The organism is Sphingobacterium sp. UBA5670, from assembly GCF_002420705.1.
Taxonomy (GTDB): Bacteria; Bacteroidota; Bacteroidia; order Sphingobacteriales; family Sphingobacteriaceae; genus Sphingobacterium.
The window spans coordinates 346,647-361,621 of sequence record NZ_DIIM01000021.1; the positions used below are offsets into that span (position 1 = coordinate 346,647).

Consider the following 14,975-nt stretch of genomic DNA (forward strand, 5'->3'; position numbering starts at 1 on the left):
GATCTGAAGGGTTTTTTATATAATATTGTACAATTTAGTTTTTGATCATCGCTACAAAATCATCAAACAAATAGCGCGAGTCATGAGGGCCCGGTGATGATTCTGGGTGATATTGCACCGAAAATGCTTTCTGTCCTTTGATACAGATACCTTCAATAGACTGATCGTTCAAATTAACGTGTGTAATTTCGACGTTCTCAGAATTTTGGATATCTTCAGCCACAACTCCGAAACCGTGGTTCTGCGAAGTAATTTCACAACGATTAGCAATAATGTTTTTCACTGGGTGATTGATACCGCGGTGTCCATTATGCAATTTGCTTGTGCGGATACCATTTGCCAATGCCAAGATCTGGTGACCTAAACAAATACCAAACATAGGTTTATTTGCATTCAAAATAGCTTTTACCGTGTCGATTGCATAATCCATCGGCGCAGGATCGCCAGGGCCATTGGAAATGAAATAACCATCGGGATTCCATTTTTCCATTTCCTCGAATGTTGTTTTCGCAGGAAAAACCTTTGTATATACATCGCGAGCCTCAAAATTGCGCAAGATATTTTTCTTGATTCCTAAGTCCAAAACTGCAACACGCAACGAAGCATTTTCATTGCCGAAGAAATAAGGTTCAGCTGTTGTCACTTTTGAAGACAACTCAAGTCCATCCATTGAAGGGACTTCAGCTAATTGACGTTTTAATTCCTCAACATCCAATGTTTCTGAAGAAATAATCGCATTCATCGCACCTTTATCGCGGATATGTCGCACCAATGAACGGGTATCTACATCAGAAATACCAACTAAATTACCCTCTTCAAAGTAGTTTTGTATAGATTCATCAGCCATTTTACGGCTGTAGTTAATGTTGTAGTTCTTACAAACTAGTCCCGCAATCTGAATTTGATTTGATTCGGTATCGTCCTCATCAATACCATAGTTACCAATATGGGCATTGGTCGTTACCATGATTTGTCCAAAATAAGATGGATCTGTAAAAATCTCTTGATAACCAGTTGTTCCTGTATTGAAACAGATTTCCCCAGTAGTCGTACCAATTTTACCAGCGGCTTTACCGTGATAAACTGTACCATCTTCTAAAACTAAAATTGCAGGCAATTTGCTGTAGTTGGTCATTATCGATGTAATATTATAAAATGTGTATCCTTACTTTTATGAATTTTAAAGCGTTCTTCATTGGATATAAAAAAAGCCCTCAAATGGGCTAAATATCAATTAACAATGCATCATAACGATTGACAAACCGTTTCCTAAGGCACCCACCAATAAAGACTCTACTTTAATTTTCACGGGAGACAAAGTTACGACATATCACTTAAAAGTGAAAACATTTTTTGTTTTTTTATTGTTCAACTAATTTCTTCCTCCAAAACGCTGCAAAGTCTCTCAAAATCAAAACGATCAATAAGGGAACAAGCATATAAATCAGTGGATTCGTTAGCCAGGCTTCCCGCCACTCCAAGCGCAGCAAGGCAATCAACGCGGTCGTAAGACCGCATCCCGGACAATCATACCCACTCACAGCCTTCCAAAGGCAAGGAACAAGAATATGGATATCCATGAAAAGATATAAGCTTATAGCAATTCCGAAATACCCCAATACCAACGAATAGATCCAATGATACTTAAGGTATTTCAGTAAGATATAAATCATTAATTATTGTTTATCGGACTTTTAATGTAATTACCATCTGCATCCTTATATTTACCAACAATAATCATAATCAAATCGATCAGATACCAAATTCCGCATCCTCCCAAAGTCAGCAACTGAATCACTGCGGTACCTATTTGGCCCAAGTAGAAACGATGTGCGCCAAATGGCCCAAGAAAAAAGCAAAACAACAGCGCCGGCAGCCATCTGTCATCCTGAAACGTGTTATTTTGTTGCTGAAAGGGTTGGTTAGCGTAAAATATAGGCTGCCTTACTCCGCAATAAGGACAAACCTCGGCCTTGATATTGATCAACTTGCCACATTCTACGCAATACTTTTCGTCTTCTGTTTTCATTTAGATTTAATTTGGTGATGGAACTAAAAAACAGTCGTCCATCCAGGATAAAATAATAGCATGAAATTAACAAAAAAACTTATAAAATGTTCTTTTTTTAGCAACATATAGAATTTAATAGAAACAGAAAAGGCGCTTCACGGTGTGGAGCGCCTTTTCTGTTTATGTATTCAACTTTTAAGAGTTGATTGCTTTCCAGATCATATCTTTCAATGGCAAGATATTTTTGCCTGTCACCGAAGAAATGAAGATATAAGGCACATCTTCCGGTAGCTCCTGCTCCATTTCCTTCTCCAGCTCCTCATCGAGCATATCAGACTTCGTAATAGCAAGCAATTTGGGCTTATCTGCCAACTCAGGATTATATGCAGTCAATTCATTTAATAAAATGGCATATTCTTCGCGAATTGTCCGGTCCGTATCAGCTGGCACCATAAACAGCAAAACAGAATTTCGTTCAATATGCCGCAAGAAACGATACCCCAATCCTTTTCCTTCTGAAGCCCCTTCGATAATACCCGGAATGTCTGCCATAACAAAGGAACGGTTATCCCGGTAGCTCACCATCCCCAAATTAGGGACAAGCGTTGTAAAGGGGTAATTTGCGATTTCGGGCTTCGCAGCAGAGACCACAGACAGCAATGTTGATTTTCCGGCGTTAGGGAATCCTACCAGCCCAACATCAGCAAGAACTTTCAATTCCAGAATAATCCACTGCTCTTTGCCAGGAAGGCCGGGTTGCGAAAACCGCGGTGTTTGCTGCGTAGGCGATTTAAAATGCCAGTTACCCAAACCACCTTTTCCACCAGGAACCAATACCCTTGTTTCACCATCTTCTGTAATATCAAACAAGACCTCTCCCGTCTCCGCATCCTTTGCAATTGTTCCCAGAGGGACCTCCAATACTTCATCACGACCTGTAGCGCCAGTGCGCAATGAACTGCCCCCCGACTCTCCGTTTGAAGCGATAATATGCTTACGGTATTTCAAATGAAGTAAGGTCCAGAGATTAGTCGTTCCTTTCAGTATAATATGCCCACCACGACCGCCGTCACCACCATCGGGACCACCGGTAGCTGTGTGCTTGTCACGATGCAAATGAGCTGAACCTGCCCCACCATGTCCAGAACGACAACACACTTTCACATAATCAACAAAATTCGAGCCTTGCGCCATTACAATTTATTACAGTCTAAAAGTATTTATTTCAATTAATAATTATCGATGATATCGGTTAAGCTCTTAAAGATAGTCTCGATCTCACCGATGCCATTTACTTTAGAAAGCTTACCCTGCGCCTCATAATAAGGCAATACATGAATCGTCTTCGTGAAATATTCATCGATACGCTTCACTAATTTATCCGCATCATCATCCGCACGGCCAGAAATCTCTCTCCGTTTGGCAATACGTTCTTTCAATTCATCCTCATTCACATCCAGTGCGATTACGACCGAGATTGAGGTGTTGATACCTTCTAAAAAAGCATCCAAAGCCTCAGCTTGAGCAACAGTACGAGGAAATCCGTCAAAAATAAATCCTTTTGCATCCGGATTTTTCTTTACTTCCTCTTCCAGCATTGCTATCGTAATCGAATCTGGCACTAAATTTCCCTCAGCAATAATCTGGCTCACTTGTTGACCAAGTGGCGTTTGACCTTTAATATGTGCTCTAAAAATATCACCAGTTGAAACATGAACCAATTGATATTTTTCAATAAGCTTTGCAGATTGGGTTCCCTTACCTGCACCCGGAGGGCCAAATATTACAAGGTTTAGCATAGTTTTATTTAAGAAATTAAAACGAGTTAAAAAATAAAAGCCTAATCACAGATGATGACTAGGCTTTTCAGTTGTGCGCTCCAAGGGAGTCGAACCCCTAACCTTCTGATCCGTAGTCAGATGCTCTATCCAATTGAGCTAGGAGCGCAATAAACCATTACGTTTAGAACTCTGTCCCATGTGTTTTGGTGACGCAAATATAGTCAGAATTCGTTTTTTTACAAATTTTTTTTCAAAAAGAAGTTCCCTCCTTCCACCGACTGCCTTGCAATAATGCTTCTAAAATCAAAAAGCCAATCAAATTGACTGGCTTTTCTTTGTGCACTCCAAGGGAGTCGAACCCCTAACCTTCTGATCCGTAGTCAGACGCTCTATCCAATTGAGCTAGGAATGCCTTTTTAACATACAGAACCTGTATTTGTGCGCACCAAGGGAGTCGAACCCCTAACCTTCTGATTCGTAGTCAGATGCTCTATCCAATTGAGCTAGGAGCGCTAGGCAACCAAAACAAATCCGATATCCTTTTCCGTTTTGGTGATGCAAATATCGGTATATTTATCGATTTAACAAACATTTTTTCTCTTTTTTAAACTTTATACAACAACATTTCTTTTATCTCGTTGATAATATTATATTTAAAATATAAACTTTTTTTTTCAGACACGGACAAATGTTAGCATTCATGAGCAAAAGAGAATTAAAACTCAGTAAAATTCGCATCGGAGACATTAGTATCTCCTATTATATCCGCCCCAGCAAATTATACCCTTCTCCAAAAACGATCATCTTTATCCATGGATTTCCATTTAATAAAAATACCTGGAAACAGCAGCTCCTGCAACTCGACGAAGATTATACCGGAATTGCCATAGATGTCCGGGGACATGGCTTAAGTACCAATGGCCATGGATTTTTCTCTGTGGATGTTTTTGCCAAAGATCTCGTTGAATTTATTCGTAAACTTGATCTCAACCATGTCATCCTTTGCGGAATCTCCATGGGAGGCTACATTGCACTACGCACCTATGAACTCATCGGGCAGCAGCTCAAAGGACTTATTCTTTGTGACACCAATTCACTTGCCGACGATAACAAAGGCAAACAGAAACGTTTTGATTCCATTCAGGCATTACTGAAATACGGCAGAAGACCATTTGCTATTGGTTTTATCACGAACGTATTTCACGATAAAACAATTCGCGAAAATCCCGAGGCAGTTGAACTTATCAAAAGCTGCATCCGCAGAAATGAGGTCGCCAGCATCTGCGCTACCCAACTCGGTCTCGCGTCGAGAACGGATACAACCCATTCGCTAAAAACAATTATTATTCCAACATTAGTGATAAAAGGTAAACACGATAAACTGATGAGCGAAGAACAGACAAATATACTCATCGACAATATACCAGATGTACGCTATATGGAGTTTGAAGAGTCCGGACACCTGCCAAATCTCGAGGAACCCGAAAAATTCAATGCCGTGCTGAATGATTTTCTGCGAAGTATATAAAGACCTATTCAAAGTTTACTGTAACTGGGGTCTCGGAAGCTGAGGCCATCACTAAAGACAATAAAAAAAGCCACTCATGTGGCTTTTATTTCTTTTTTTCATTAAGATTTCGCTCTGTTTATGCTAGAACGAAAAATCGTCTTTTGAACGAGCACCTGCTTCTTCGGCATATGCATCATCAAAATTAGGCTCATAACGTTTCTCGATTACTTCCTGATTTGACTTGATATAATTAACCACATCTGTCAAACCCTCAGCGAACTTTTCAAAATCTTCTTTATATAAGAAAATCTTATGCTTAATAAACTGGCCATCCTCAAAGCGCTTCTTGCTTTCTGTGATAGTAATGTAGTAATCGTTCGATCGAGTTGCTTTTACATCAAAAAAATAAGTACGCTTACCTGCTCTCACCTTTTTTGAAAAAACTTCTTCACGTTCTTTGTTTTCAAAATCTCCCATTGGTTGTTATTTAAGTTTAAAGTAATCTTAATCTTTGATAAATATATAATAATTCATTTTAATACACCAAATAATATTAAAAAAAAAGACAATTAAGCATAAAAATGGTAGTTCCATTCTTTTTATACGCAGGATAAAAATTAAACAACAAGATTTTTTACCGACGAAATCATTACATTTACCGAAAATATAAGTTGTATTACCTAAAGCAAATATGTATAATAAATTTGTGCCTCTATCTTTGAGTCATAAATAGTAAAAACATTATGGAAAAAGAACCCATCATACCAAACAGCAATAATAGCCGCAATATTGTAGGAGCGATTGTAATTATCGTAGGTATATTCTTATTATTGAATAATCTAAATTTAGGAAGCTGGTTTCCGGATTGGTTATTTAGCTGGCCAACCATACTAATTATCATCGGATTGGTCATTGGAGTGAATTCCCAATTCCAGAAAAAATCGGCAATTATCCTATTGATTATAGGTGGAGCGAGTCTTATCTCAAGAATGATGCGTACAGATTTTGGGTCTGTAACTGTACCGATCATCATTATTTCTCTTGGGATTTACTTTATCATGAGCAAAAGGAAACCTCCAATGGTTCCTCCAGCTTACCCCAATCCGCCGCAAGGCCCTTATGACTGGGACAAGCGAGTCAATATTCCTGCAGAAGGCTCGATAGACAGTAGCCCCGCTGCCCAGGAATCAAAACCATTTAACGAACAATACGGTTCAAGCCAACAAGCCTCGCCTAATCAGCAGGCTTTTGGCGACAAAGAGAAAGATTCCTTTCACCATTCATTTGAGGACAACCTCAATTTGAACACTATCTTTGCGGGCCAAAAGAAAGTAATCTATTCTAAACATTTTAGAGGTGGCAATTTGACCAACGTATTTGGGAGCATTGAACTCGATCTGACGAAAGCAGACATTCAACAGCCGATTGTTATCGACACCTTCCAGTTATTCGGCAGTGCGCGTATTATTATACCTCCACATTGGACGGTATTTAGCAATGTTGCCTCGATCTTGGGTTCTGTCGATGACCGCAGATTCCAAACGATCTATAACCCCGATACAGATAAAAAAATCTATATAACAGGCACCTGTATTTTAGGTAATTTAACCATAAAAAATGCTTAATAGATGAAAAACAAGCTGTTCCTCAGTGTTAAAAGTCGATTAATAGGCATTATCTGCATATCCGTATTTATCGGATATCTTGCGTTACAATATCTATTGATGCTTCGTTCTGGTTTTGACCAGCAGCTCGCATTTAAAGATTCTTTTATAAATAGTCTTGTGATGATGTTCTGCTGTTATGGCATGTCATCAGCACTCAATTTCTACACCCCGCAACCGCGGGAAATCTGGAAAGTACTCATCATCGGCTTGATCATGGGCGGAATAAGCATTGCATTAAGCCGGTTCTTGATGAGTTACTTTATTCAATCTACCTTTACCCCACTTTTGGATTTGACATTACCTTATCGCGGCATTGTTAATTTCCTTATCTTGACATCAGTTGCCATTATCAATATTGTCTGGAATATCCAAGAAGACAATATCAACAATATCAAACGGAAACAGGAATCCGAAAACCTGCTTAGGGAGGCCGAACTTTATAATCTAAGACAACAGTTACAGCCCCATTTTCTATTCAATAGCCTGAACTCAATTATAGCGCTTATTGGTGCTAATCCCGACGAAGCCCGAAATATGACATTCCAGCTTTCTGATTTTTTGAGAGGGACATTAAGAAAAGAAAATAATCAGATCATCACGCTCGAAGAAGAACTTGACCACCTCCAGCTTTATCTCGATATCGAGAAAGTACGTTTTGGCCACAGACTACATACCTCCATTTCTTCTTCAGAAGAAATTTTTAACAACAGATTACCAGCAATGATCATCCAACCTCTTGTAGAGAACGCCATTAAGCACGGACTTTACAATGTAACGGATCAGGTCGAAATAAAAATAAAATGCCAGTCGAATGACGGTCAATTACTGATTCAAATCACCAACCCTTTCGACACCGAAGAACAATCTAAACCGAAAAAAGGTACTGGGTTTGGGCTTTCGAGCATTCAACGTCGCTTATACCTGCTCTATGGAAGAAATGACCTGCTGGAAACTCAAATTCAAGACAATATATTTATCAGTTCCCTAAAAATACCTCAATATGATTAAAGTCGTTATTATCGATGATGAACCCCTAGCACGCTCCATTATTGCGGGTTACCTAAAAAATGAAGCCGATATATCCATCATGGCTGAATGTGGCGATGGCTTTGAAGGTGTAAAGGCCATCCATACACACGAGCCCGATTTGATTTTCCTTGACGTACAAATGCCCAAATTGACGGGATTTGAAATGCTTGAACTTGTAGACGACCCGCCCGCAGTCATTTTTACAACAGCTTTTGATGAATATGCTTTAAAAGCTTTCGAAAAGAATGCACTGGATTACCTCTTAAAACCCGTTTCGCCGACGCGGTTCAAAAAAGCCCTGGAGAAATTCAGAACAAGCTACTCTGCGCCCGAGAAAAAGGTACAGCCCAACTATGAAGTGCTGACAGCACAAGACGAAACAAAGATCGACCGTATTGTTGTAAAAACAGGTACTCAAATCAAGATTATTCCGATTGATACAGTCAAATATCTGGAGTCTTACGATGACTATGTTAAAATTCATACCAAAGATGGCATGTATCTAAAGAATAAAACTATGGCATTTTTTGAGAAATCGCTGGATCCAAATCAGTTTGTTCGCATTCACCGCTCTTTTATCATTAAAGTGGATCAGCTGGCCAAATTAGAGCCCTATGAGAAGGACTCTTATATTGCAGCGCTTGTATCAGGTGAAAAGCTCAATATCAGTAAATCAGGCTATGCGCGATTAAAACAATTGATTGGAATTTAAACATTCCGTAGATTTGTGCCCATCAATAGTTATGAAAAATTTTATTACAATAGTATTGCTGGGCATCACATCTTACTCCTTTGCCCAAACGAACCCTGAGGAACAGATCAACAGAGGAGTTTACAATAGACTGGAGTTTTTCATCAACTCCCAGATGACAGACTCAGCCTATAACTTGGCAAGTGATGCCTTCAAACAGCAAATTAGTCTACCCAGATTTGCACAAGTACTACAGGAACTCTATCCATTAGGAAGAGTCAAAAGTTCCACAATAAAAGAATTTGAAAAAGGAACGGCAACTTATCAGATGGACTTTGACAGTGAATCCTATGAAGTCCTTTTCGCAACAGATTCTACCTTAAAATTCAACACATTAAAACTTACCCCTTTGGCAATAAAGCCCCAGGTGGAAAAAACTATTGTGGTACCTGTCACGCAAAAATCAGCCGATAACGATGACCTTTTTGTAGACTCTGTTGCCAATGCTTATTTAAAACAGCAAAACACACAATCACTTGCCATAGGCATCCTAAAAAATGGACAAACTAAAACATATTTTTATGGGGAGACAGTCAAAGGCAACCAGACCCCGCCTACAAATACCTCAATTTATGAAATCGGTTCGCTGAGCAAAATCTTTACCGCCATACTTTTGTCAAACCTAGTGGAAGAGGGAACGATCACCTTAGATCAGCCCATATCGCTCTTTCTCCCCGATACACTCAAAAAGAATGAAGAGCTTTCAAAAATAACGTTTCAGATGTTGGCCAATCATACCTCTGGCCTACCTAGACTTCCGGACAATTTAGACAAAGTCAAAGGATTTAATGAAAATGACCCCTACAAAACATACGACAAAAAGGCACTTTATAATTACTTATCAAGTTTTAAAAACAAAAAGAACCCTGGGGAAGAATATGAATATAGCAACCTTGGCTATGCTGTACTGGGCGATATTATATGCGGCATTTATAAGAAAAGCTACGAGCAGCTTGTCAAAGATATTATCTGCAAGCCACTTGATATGAACAATACTTTTCAGGTATTAGATCCTAAGAGAAAAGATACCTTTAAAGTATACAACAAAGATGGTCAAGAAGTAATTCCTTGGTCATTTGACGCTTTTGGTTCCGCTGGTGGATTAAAATCGACTCTCGAGGATCTGCTTAAATTTGCGAATGCACAATTCAAGATGCCGCAGACTCCCTTGGAAAATGCAATGGCAAACACCCGATTATTTACTTTTTTTCTACCTCCAGATACAGACCTGGGACTTGCATGGCACATGAATCTGATTGATGACCTAACGGTCTATTGGCACAATGGCGGAACCGCCGGAAGCAGTTCCTATCTAGCCTTATCCCCAGATAAAAAAAGTGGGGTAATCGTCCTGTCCAACTCAGCCATCTCTGCAGATGACAAGGGTAAAGCGATTTTGGACTATTTGCTCCGTAAAAAATAAAGATCAAAAAATATAGAATAATGAGCCATATTGAAACAACAATATGGCTTTTTTTGTTGTAATAGCAATGATTGATAATTAACTTTGACTATAAGGTAATACAAATTGATTCACAAGGATCAATCACAAACAAGCTAAAAAAGCAGCTATTTACATGAAGATATTTATCACAAAAAGAATTCCGCAAAAAGGGATAGATCTATTAAAATCAGCCGGTCACGATATAACCATACACGACTCCCCAAATCCCCTATCGGAAATGGAACTTATCAAAGCCAGCCAGCAAGCCGACTATGTCCTTAATGGCGGGATGCAGAAATTTGATGCTAATTTTTTCCAAAACTGCCCAAATCTTAAAGCCCTATCCCTCATGAGTGTCGGCTATGACAACGTGGATATCTCTGCCGCTACAAAGCATGGGATACCTGTAAGCAATACGCCAGGCATACTTTCGGGAGCAACAGCTGATGTCGCATTCCTTTTAATGCTTTCGGTATCAAGAAAGGCATTTTTTAACCACAAGAGAATTTTGCAGGGCGAATGGAAAGGGTTTGACCCTACTGCAAACTTAGGCATCGAGCTCAACAACAAAACACTGGGTATTTATGGACTGGGGCGGATCGGCTTTGAATTCGCAAGAAAAGCCAAAGCAGCGTATAACATGGAAATTATCTATTACAACCGAAGCCGTAATGAAGAAGCGGAACAAATTCTTGGCGCACGATATGTTAATTTCGACGATCTGCTCACGCGGAGCGATGTCCTTTCACTACATGCAGCTCTGACACCGGAGACTAAAAACCGTTTTGACAAGAATACATTCGCACGCATGAAAAACTCCGCTATATTGATTAATACCGCTAGAGGCGGATTGGTCAATGAAATAGATCTAACAGAAGCCTTAAAGACCGGTCAACTATGGGGAGCTGGACTTGATGTGACAAATCCCGAACCGATGGATCCGAAAAATCCGCTGTTAAATATGGAAAATGTTTGTATACTGCCACACATTGGCTCTGCTACAGAAGAAACGCGGGATAATATGGCTGTTATGGCTGCCAGTAACTTGCTTATAGCAATTGACGGAAAAAAAATGCCTCAGATTATCAATAACGAAGTTTATCCATGAAAAGACGATTCTTCCAATTTTTAAACAGCATCAATAAAGCTATCCTGCCAAAGTATAGCAAAAAGGATCCTTTAAAATTAAAAAAGTACCAGCAGGCTATTATTGCCTACCGGTACTTTGTACTCATAAAGTCTCTTGATACGGACTAGATCTGCCCCTTAGACAGCCCTTGGTCATTTGAGTTTGAGACAATACTAATCTGCGTAGGATTGGATGATAAACTAATGTCGTTTCTTTCCAATTCCAGCATAATCTTTTCCTGCATGGAATTCCGCGCTGGCCAATAGTGCTCTCTCTTGGTCCAGGCACGAACGGTCAACACCATCGAATTATCACCCAGTTCCTTTACAAATACCGTCGGTTCAGGGCTCATCAAAATATTTTCGTTTGAACGAAGTACACGGAGAATAATATCTTTAGCATCTTTTACATTTTTATCGTACGAAATCGTGATCGTATATTCAAACATACGTTGTACAATTTTTGTATAATTTTTAATGACAGAATTGGCTAGTGGACCATTAGGGCTAAAAATACGCACACCATCGTCACCTATAAGTGTTGAATACAAAATATCGATTCGCTCCACCGTTCCCGCTGTACCGTTAGCGCTTGATATATAATCCCCTACTTCAAATGGTCTAAACATCAAAATCAGTACTCCACCGGCAAAATTGCTCAAGCTTCCTTGCAACGCCATGCCAACAGCTAGCCCGAATGCAGATAAAGCGGCAATAAAAGAAGTGGTCTGTATGCCAATCTGACTCGCGACAGTAAGAAGCAGCATAACCCACATGACGATCTTAACAATACTGGAGATAAACGCCCGAATAGAGGGATCTACATTCTTTTTTTCGAAACGTTTATGTAATAAGCGATCCACAAAATTGATCACATATTTCCCAAGAATCAATAGGATAATCCCCCCTATAATCCCCGGAATAGACTCAATGACAATATCTGTCAATCGACCAAATCTACTCCCCAAACTATTTAAATTACTTTCCATTTTATGAAATAAATTTTAAACCTCTAGGTACAAGGATTGTTCCAACATATCAGATACCGTATGAAAATATAAAAATCATTGAAAAACACCACAAAAGACCAAATAAACACCACTATTAAAAGAATATTTAACGTAATTTTGTTATATGAATAGAAAAAATACCATTCCTATTATTGATAGTTGTAGTATTGATCTCAATAACAAAACAACGATTCATATAGATGATCTAAAAGAATATATCATCAAGCATCAGGATATGGTGTTTCCTCACAAACATAATTTTTTCCATTTTGTACTATTCATCAAGGGCTCGGGAGAACACATTATCGATTTCAATCATTACAACATTGAACCTTATCAAATCTACTTTATGGTTCCGGGACAAGTCCATACCTGGAACTTTATAGGTGATGAAGAGGGCTATGTTGTCAATTTTTCCATTGATTATTTTCAGTCCTTTCTTTTGCGGACCGATTATTTGGAGCGCTTTAGCTTCTTGCAAGGTAAAATTGAACACTTAATTTTTGTGATTGCTGAGCAATTTCGAAATCAGTCGATCACTATTCTTGAACAGATTTTAGCGGCTAAGACAGCGGGGCTATCAGAAGATTACATCCGTACGCTTCTGCTCCAGTTTATATTATATATATCCATTTCAACCGAAAAAGATCATCAAGAGCACGGTACGCCATATAATCACAAAATATTCAATAGTTTTCAGCAATTGGTTGAACAGCAATTCAAGTCTACCAAATTGCCCAGTGTTTATGCAGATCAGTTATTTATTACGCCTAATCACCTGAATGCGATCTGCAAATCCTACATCGGACAATCAGCCGGTGAAATTATACGAAACCGGATTGTACTCGAAGCGAAGCGACTATTGGTTAATCGAAATTTAAATATCAATGAGATTGCAGATGAGCTGCAATTCAATGACAACTCATACTTTACTAAATTTTTCAAAAAATCCGCTGGGCTCACACCAGAAGAGTTCAGAAAACAACTATAACTATGGAAGAGGTTAAATACGAATTATCTGAATTTAAAGCCGCATGGCAGGCAAAATGTCCAAGATGCAGAATCGGCCATGTATACAAAGGCCCTGCTTATGGTCTTAAAGTACAAAAAATGAATAGCCATTGCGAATACTGTGGACTTCGTTATGAACGTGAGCCAGGTTATTTTTATGGTGCCATGTATGTTACCTATGCGTTTTCCATTGCAGAGATGGTTGCTGCTTGTATGGCAACCTATATCCTGACAGGGAACGATTCTTCTTTCATACTTTATGCGACAGTTGCCATTATGAGCGTTGTTTTAATGTCTCCGTTCAACTATCGTTATTCCCGCATAATTCTGATGTATTGGTTAACACCGGGCCTGAGATATGATCCAAATGTCAAAAAAAAGGAAGTTGATGTGAAAGCTTCAGCATAAACACCATTATCCTTATCTTTATCCGAATGAAGGAGATCATTTATTTGGACAATAACGCAACAACCCGAGTTTTGGATGAAGTGTGGAATGACATGACTCCCTACTTCATCCAGAATTATGCGAATGCATCGAGCGTCTATCATCATATGGGACGTGAAGCCAATGCGGCTATCCAATCAGCCAGAACACAAATCGCAGATGCCCTGAACTGCTCATCAAAAGAAATTTTTTTCAATTCCGGAGCCACAGAAAGTATTAATACTGTAATCTGCGGCATATTTGACAGGTATCACTCGAAAGGCAATCATATCATCACCGTTTCAACAGAACATAAGGCTGTGCTCAGTTGCTGTGAACAATTGACAAAAAAAGGAGCGCAAATCACATACCTCCCTGTCGATACGAAAGGAGCCATCGATATCGATGACTTAAAAAACGCCATTACTGCGCAGACTATACTCGTCTGCATCATGGCTGCAAACAACGAGACCGGTATATGTGCATCTATAGCACAGATTGCTGCTATCTGTTCAGAAAAAGACATCTTATTCTTCTGTGATGCAACACAGGCTGTCGGGAAAATCGACATTGATCTGAAAAAGATCCCCATAGACCTACTATGCCTGAGCGCCCATAAACTCCATGGGCCAAAGGGAGTCGGCGCACTCTACATCCGTCGAAAATCAAAACCGATTCAAATCGCCTCCCTGATTGTAGGCGGAGGACAGGAAAATGGATTCAGAGGCGGTACATATAACGTTCCTGCAATTGTTGGCTTTGGAAAAGCCATTTCCCTGATTAACCCAGCGGCTTACACGACCGTCCGGCAGAATCGTGATTTATTGGAGGAAATTTTAGGTAGTATTCCTGAAATCATCATTCATGGGAAGAACTGTACACGATTGCCCAATACCAGCTACATCAGCTTTAAACATGTGCTTGCAAGTGAAATAATGACTGCCTGCCCTACCTTGGCACTTTCGTCAGGTGCGGCCTGTGTAACAGGCTCCAGGGAGGCCTCACATGTCCTGCTCGCGATGGGCGTACCCAAAGAACATGCACTCGCTGCAATCCGTTTCAGCCTCAGTATCCTGACTACACAAGAAGAGATCATTCAAGCTGCGCAACTCATCAAAGAGGCTGTAAAAAGAATACGCGATCAATCGCCAATATGGCAGCTCTTCCAAGCCGGCCTGATCGACTAATTTATGACATTCTAAAAACT

The 14,975-nt window shown here is 39.5% G+C and carries 16 protein-coding genes and 3 tRNA genes; 9 read left to right on the forward strand and 10 right to left on the reverse strand.

Annotated features, from left to right (window positions below):
• Positions 1 to 34: 34 nt before the first annotated feature.
• From carA to B3C94_RS19535, 8 genes are all read right to left on the reverse strand, one after another.
• Positions 35 to 1,135, reverse strand: coding sequence for a glutamine-hydrolyzing carbamoyl-phosphate synthase small subunit (gene carA, locus B3C94_RS19500; protein WP_293906810.1), 1,101 nt, complete (start codon positions 1,133 to 1,135; stop codon positions 35 to 37).
• A 226-nt stretch (positions 1,136 to 1,361) separates the two neighbouring features.
• Complete coding sequence (locus B3C94_RS19505) at positions 1,362 to 1,673, reverse strand: DUF2752 domain-containing protein (RefSeq protein WP_293906812.1); 312 nt, start codon at positions 1,671 to 1,673, stop codon at positions 1,362 to 1,364.
• On the reverse strand, positions 1,673 to 2,029 hold the full coding sequence (locus B3C94_RS19510; RefSeq protein ID WP_293906814.1) for an NINE protein: 357 nt from the start codon (positions 2,027 to 2,029) through the stop codon (positions 1,673 to 1,675). The genes B3C94_RS19505 and B3C94_RS19510 overlap by 1 nt, the downstream gene beginning before the upstream one ends.
• A 177-nt stretch (positions 2,030 to 2,206) precedes the next feature.
• A complete protein-coding gene (obgE, locus tag B3C94_RS19515) occupies positions 2,207 to 3,205 on the reverse strand; it encodes a GTPase ObgE (RefSeq protein WP_293906816.1) in 999 nt (332 codons plus the stop codon).
• 35 nt (positions 3,206 to 3,240) lie between these two features.
• Positions 3,241 to 3,810, reverse strand: coding sequence for an adenylate kinase (locus B3C94_RS19520; protein ID WP_293906818.1), 570 nt, complete (start codon positions 3,808 to 3,810; stop codon positions 3,241 to 3,243).
• A gap of 74 nt (positions 3,811 to 3,884) precedes the next feature.
• Positions 3,885 to 3,958: transfer RNA gene (locus B3C94_RS19525), tRNA-Arg, on the reverse strand.
• A 172-nt stretch (positions 3,959 to 4,130) separates the two neighbouring features.
• A tRNA-Arg gene (locus B3C94_RS19530) sits at positions 4,131 to 4,204 on the reverse strand.
• A gap of 27 nt (positions 4,205 to 4,231) precedes the next feature.
• Positions 4,232 to 4,305, reverse strand: a tRNA-Arg gene (locus B3C94_RS19535).
• A gap of 187 nt (positions 4,306 to 4,492) precedes the next feature.
• Between B3C94_RS19535 and B3C94_RS19540 the strand changes: the two genes are divergently transcribed.
• Positions 4,493 to 5,320 (forward strand): alpha/beta fold hydrolase, encoded by an 828-nt coding sequence (locus tag B3C94_RS19540; RefSeq protein ID WP_293906820.1) that lies wholly within the window; start codon positions 4,493 to 4,495, stop codon positions 5,318 to 5,320.
• Between the two features lie 123 nt (positions 5,321 to 5,443).
• Here B3C94_RS19540 and B3C94_RS19545 read toward each other — a convergent pair whose 3' ends face one another.
• Positions 5,444 to 5,779, reverse strand: coding sequence for a DUF3276 family protein (locus B3C94_RS19545; protein WP_209574768.1), 336 nt, complete (start codon positions 5,777 to 5,779; stop codon positions 5,444 to 5,446).
• 266 nt (positions 5,780 to 6,045) lie between these two features.
• On the opposite strand from B3C94_RS19545, the gene B3C94_RS19550 reads away from it, so the two are divergent.
• The 5 genes from B3C94_RS19550 to B3C94_RS19570 all read left to right on the forward strand — a co-directional run bounded on the left by B3C94_RS19550 (position 6,046) and on the right by B3C94_RS19570 (position 11,301).
• Positions 6,046 to 6,927, forward strand: a complete 882-nt coding sequence (locus B3C94_RS19550; protein ID WP_293906822.1) for a LiaF transmembrane domain-containing protein — start codon at positions 6,046 to 6,048, stop codon at positions 6,925 to 6,927.
• Between the two features lie 3 nt (positions 6,928 to 6,930).
• Positions 6,931 to 7,977: a sensor histidine kinase gene (locus B3C94_RS19555; RefSeq protein ID WP_293906824.1), complete on the forward strand. Its 1,047-nt coding sequence runs from the start codon at positions 6,931 to 6,933 to the stop codon at positions 7,975 to 7,977.
• The gene (locus tag B3C94_RS19560) at positions 7,970 to 8,710 is read left to right on the forward strand and encodes a LytR/AlgR family response regulator transcription factor (protein WP_293906826.1); all 741 of its coding nucleotides are present in this window, start codon (positions 7,970 to 7,972) and stop codon (positions 8,708 to 8,710) included. Before B3C94_RS19555 ends, B3C94_RS19560 begins: the two co-directional genes overlap by 8 nt.
• 31 nt (positions 8,711 to 8,741) lie before the next feature.
• Complete coding sequence (locus B3C94_RS19565; protein WP_293906828.1) at positions 8,742 to 10,172, forward strand: serine hydrolase domain-containing protein; 1,431 nt, start codon at positions 8,742 to 8,744, stop codon at positions 10,170 to 10,172.
• 154 nt (positions 10,173 to 10,326) lie between these two features.
• Positions 10,327 to 11,301: a 2-hydroxyacid dehydrogenase gene (locus B3C94_RS19570; protein WP_293906830.1), complete on the forward strand. Its 975-nt coding sequence runs from the start codon at positions 10,327 to 10,329 to the stop codon at positions 11,299 to 11,301.
• Positions 11,302 to 11,446: 145 nt separating this feature from the next.
• On the opposite strand, the gene B3C94_RS19575 is transcribed toward B3C94_RS19570, so the two are convergent.
• A complete protein-coding gene (locus B3C94_RS19575; RefSeq protein WP_293906831.1) occupies positions 11,447 to 12,310 on the reverse strand; it encodes a mechanosensitive ion channel family protein in 864 nt (287 codons plus the stop codon).
• 145 nt (positions 12,311 to 12,455) lie between these two features.
• Here B3C94_RS19575 and B3C94_RS19580 point away from each other — a divergent pair, with 145 nt between their 5' ends.
• From B3C94_RS19580 to B3C94_RS19590, 3 genes are read left to right on the forward strand one after another with little or no spacing between them, the layout of a single operon-like run.
• The gene (locus B3C94_RS19580; RefSeq protein ID WP_293906833.1) at positions 12,456 to 13,322 is read left to right on the forward strand and encodes a helix-turn-helix domain-containing protein; all 867 of its coding nucleotides are present in this window, start codon (positions 12,456 to 12,458) and stop codon (positions 13,320 to 13,322) included.
• 2 nt (positions 13,323 to 13,324) lie between these two features.
• Positions 13,325 to 13,750, forward strand: coding sequence for a DUF983 domain-containing protein (locus B3C94_RS19585; RefSeq protein ID WP_293906835.1), 426 nt, complete (start codon positions 13,325 to 13,327; stop codon positions 13,748 to 13,750).
• A gap of 26 nt (positions 13,751 to 13,776) precedes the next feature.
• A complete protein-coding gene (locus tag B3C94_RS19590; RefSeq protein ID WP_293906837.1) occupies positions 13,777 to 14,955 on the forward strand; it encodes a cysteine desulfurase family protein in 1,179 nt (392 codons plus the stop codon).
• Positions 14,956 to 14,975 lie beyond the last annotated feature (20 nt).

Excerpts from the sequence above, each read along its gene's own strand:
- carA (WP_293906810.1), bottom strand. The coding sequence starts at position 1,135 with ATGACCAACTACAGCAAATTGCCTGCAATTTTAGTTTTAGAAGATGGT.
- B3C94_RS19505 (WP_293906812.1), bottom strand. The coding sequence starts at position 1,673 with ATGATTTATATCTTACTGAAATACCTTAAGTATCATTGGATCTATTCG.
- B3C94_RS19510 (WP_293906814.1), bottom strand. The coding sequence starts at position 2,029 with ATGAAAACAGAAGACGAAAAGTATTGCGTAGAATGTGGCAAGTTGATC.
- obgE (WP_293906816.1), bottom strand. The coding sequence starts at position 3,205 with ATGGCGCAAGGCTCGAATTTTGTTGATTATGTGAAAGTGTGTTGTCGT.
- B3C94_RS19520 (WP_293906818.1), bottom strand. The coding sequence starts at position 3,810 with ATGCTAAACCTTGTAATATTTGGCCCTCCGGGTGCAGGTAAGGGAACC.
- B3C94_RS19540 (WP_293906820.1), top strand. The coding sequence starts at position 4,493 with ATGAGCAAAAGAGAATTAAAACTCAGTAAAATTCGCATCGGAGACATT.
- B3C94_RS19545 (WP_209574768.1), bottom strand. The coding sequence starts at position 5,779 with ATGGGAGATTTTGAAAACAAAGAACGTGAAGAAGTTTTTTCAAAAAAG.
- B3C94_RS19550 (WP_293906822.1), top strand. The coding sequence starts at position 6,046 with ATGGAAAAAGAACCCATCATACCAAACAGCAATAATAGCCGCAATATT.
- B3C94_RS19555 (WP_293906824.1), top strand. The coding sequence starts at position 6,931 with ATGAAAAACAAGCTGTTCCTCAGTGTTAAAAGTCGATTAATAGGCATT.
- B3C94_RS19560 (WP_293906826.1), top strand. The coding sequence starts at position 7,970 with ATGATTAAAGTCGTTATTATCGATGATGAACCCCTAGCACGCTCCATT.
- B3C94_RS19565 (WP_293906828.1), top strand. The coding sequence starts at position 8,742 with ATGAAAAATTTTATTACAATAGTATTGCTGGGCATCACATCTTACTCC.
- B3C94_RS19570 (WP_293906830.1), top strand. The coding sequence starts at position 10,327 with ATGAAGATATTTATCACAAAAAGAATTCCGCAAAAAGGGATAGATCTA.
- B3C94_RS19575 (WP_293906831.1), bottom strand. The coding sequence starts at position 12,310 with ATGGAAAGTAATTTAAATAGTTTGGGGAGTAGATTTGGTCGATTGACA.
- B3C94_RS19580 (WP_293906833.1), top strand. The coding sequence starts at position 12,456 with ATGAATAGAAAAAATACCATTCCTATTATTGATAGTTGTAGTATTGAT.
- B3C94_RS19585 (WP_293906835.1), top strand. The coding sequence starts at position 13,325 with ATGGAAGAGGTTAAATACGAATTATCTGAATTTAAAGCCGCATGGCAG.
- B3C94_RS19590 (WP_293906837.1), top strand. The coding sequence starts at position 13,777 with ATGAAGGAGATCATTTATTTGGACAATAACGCAACAACCCGAGTTTTG.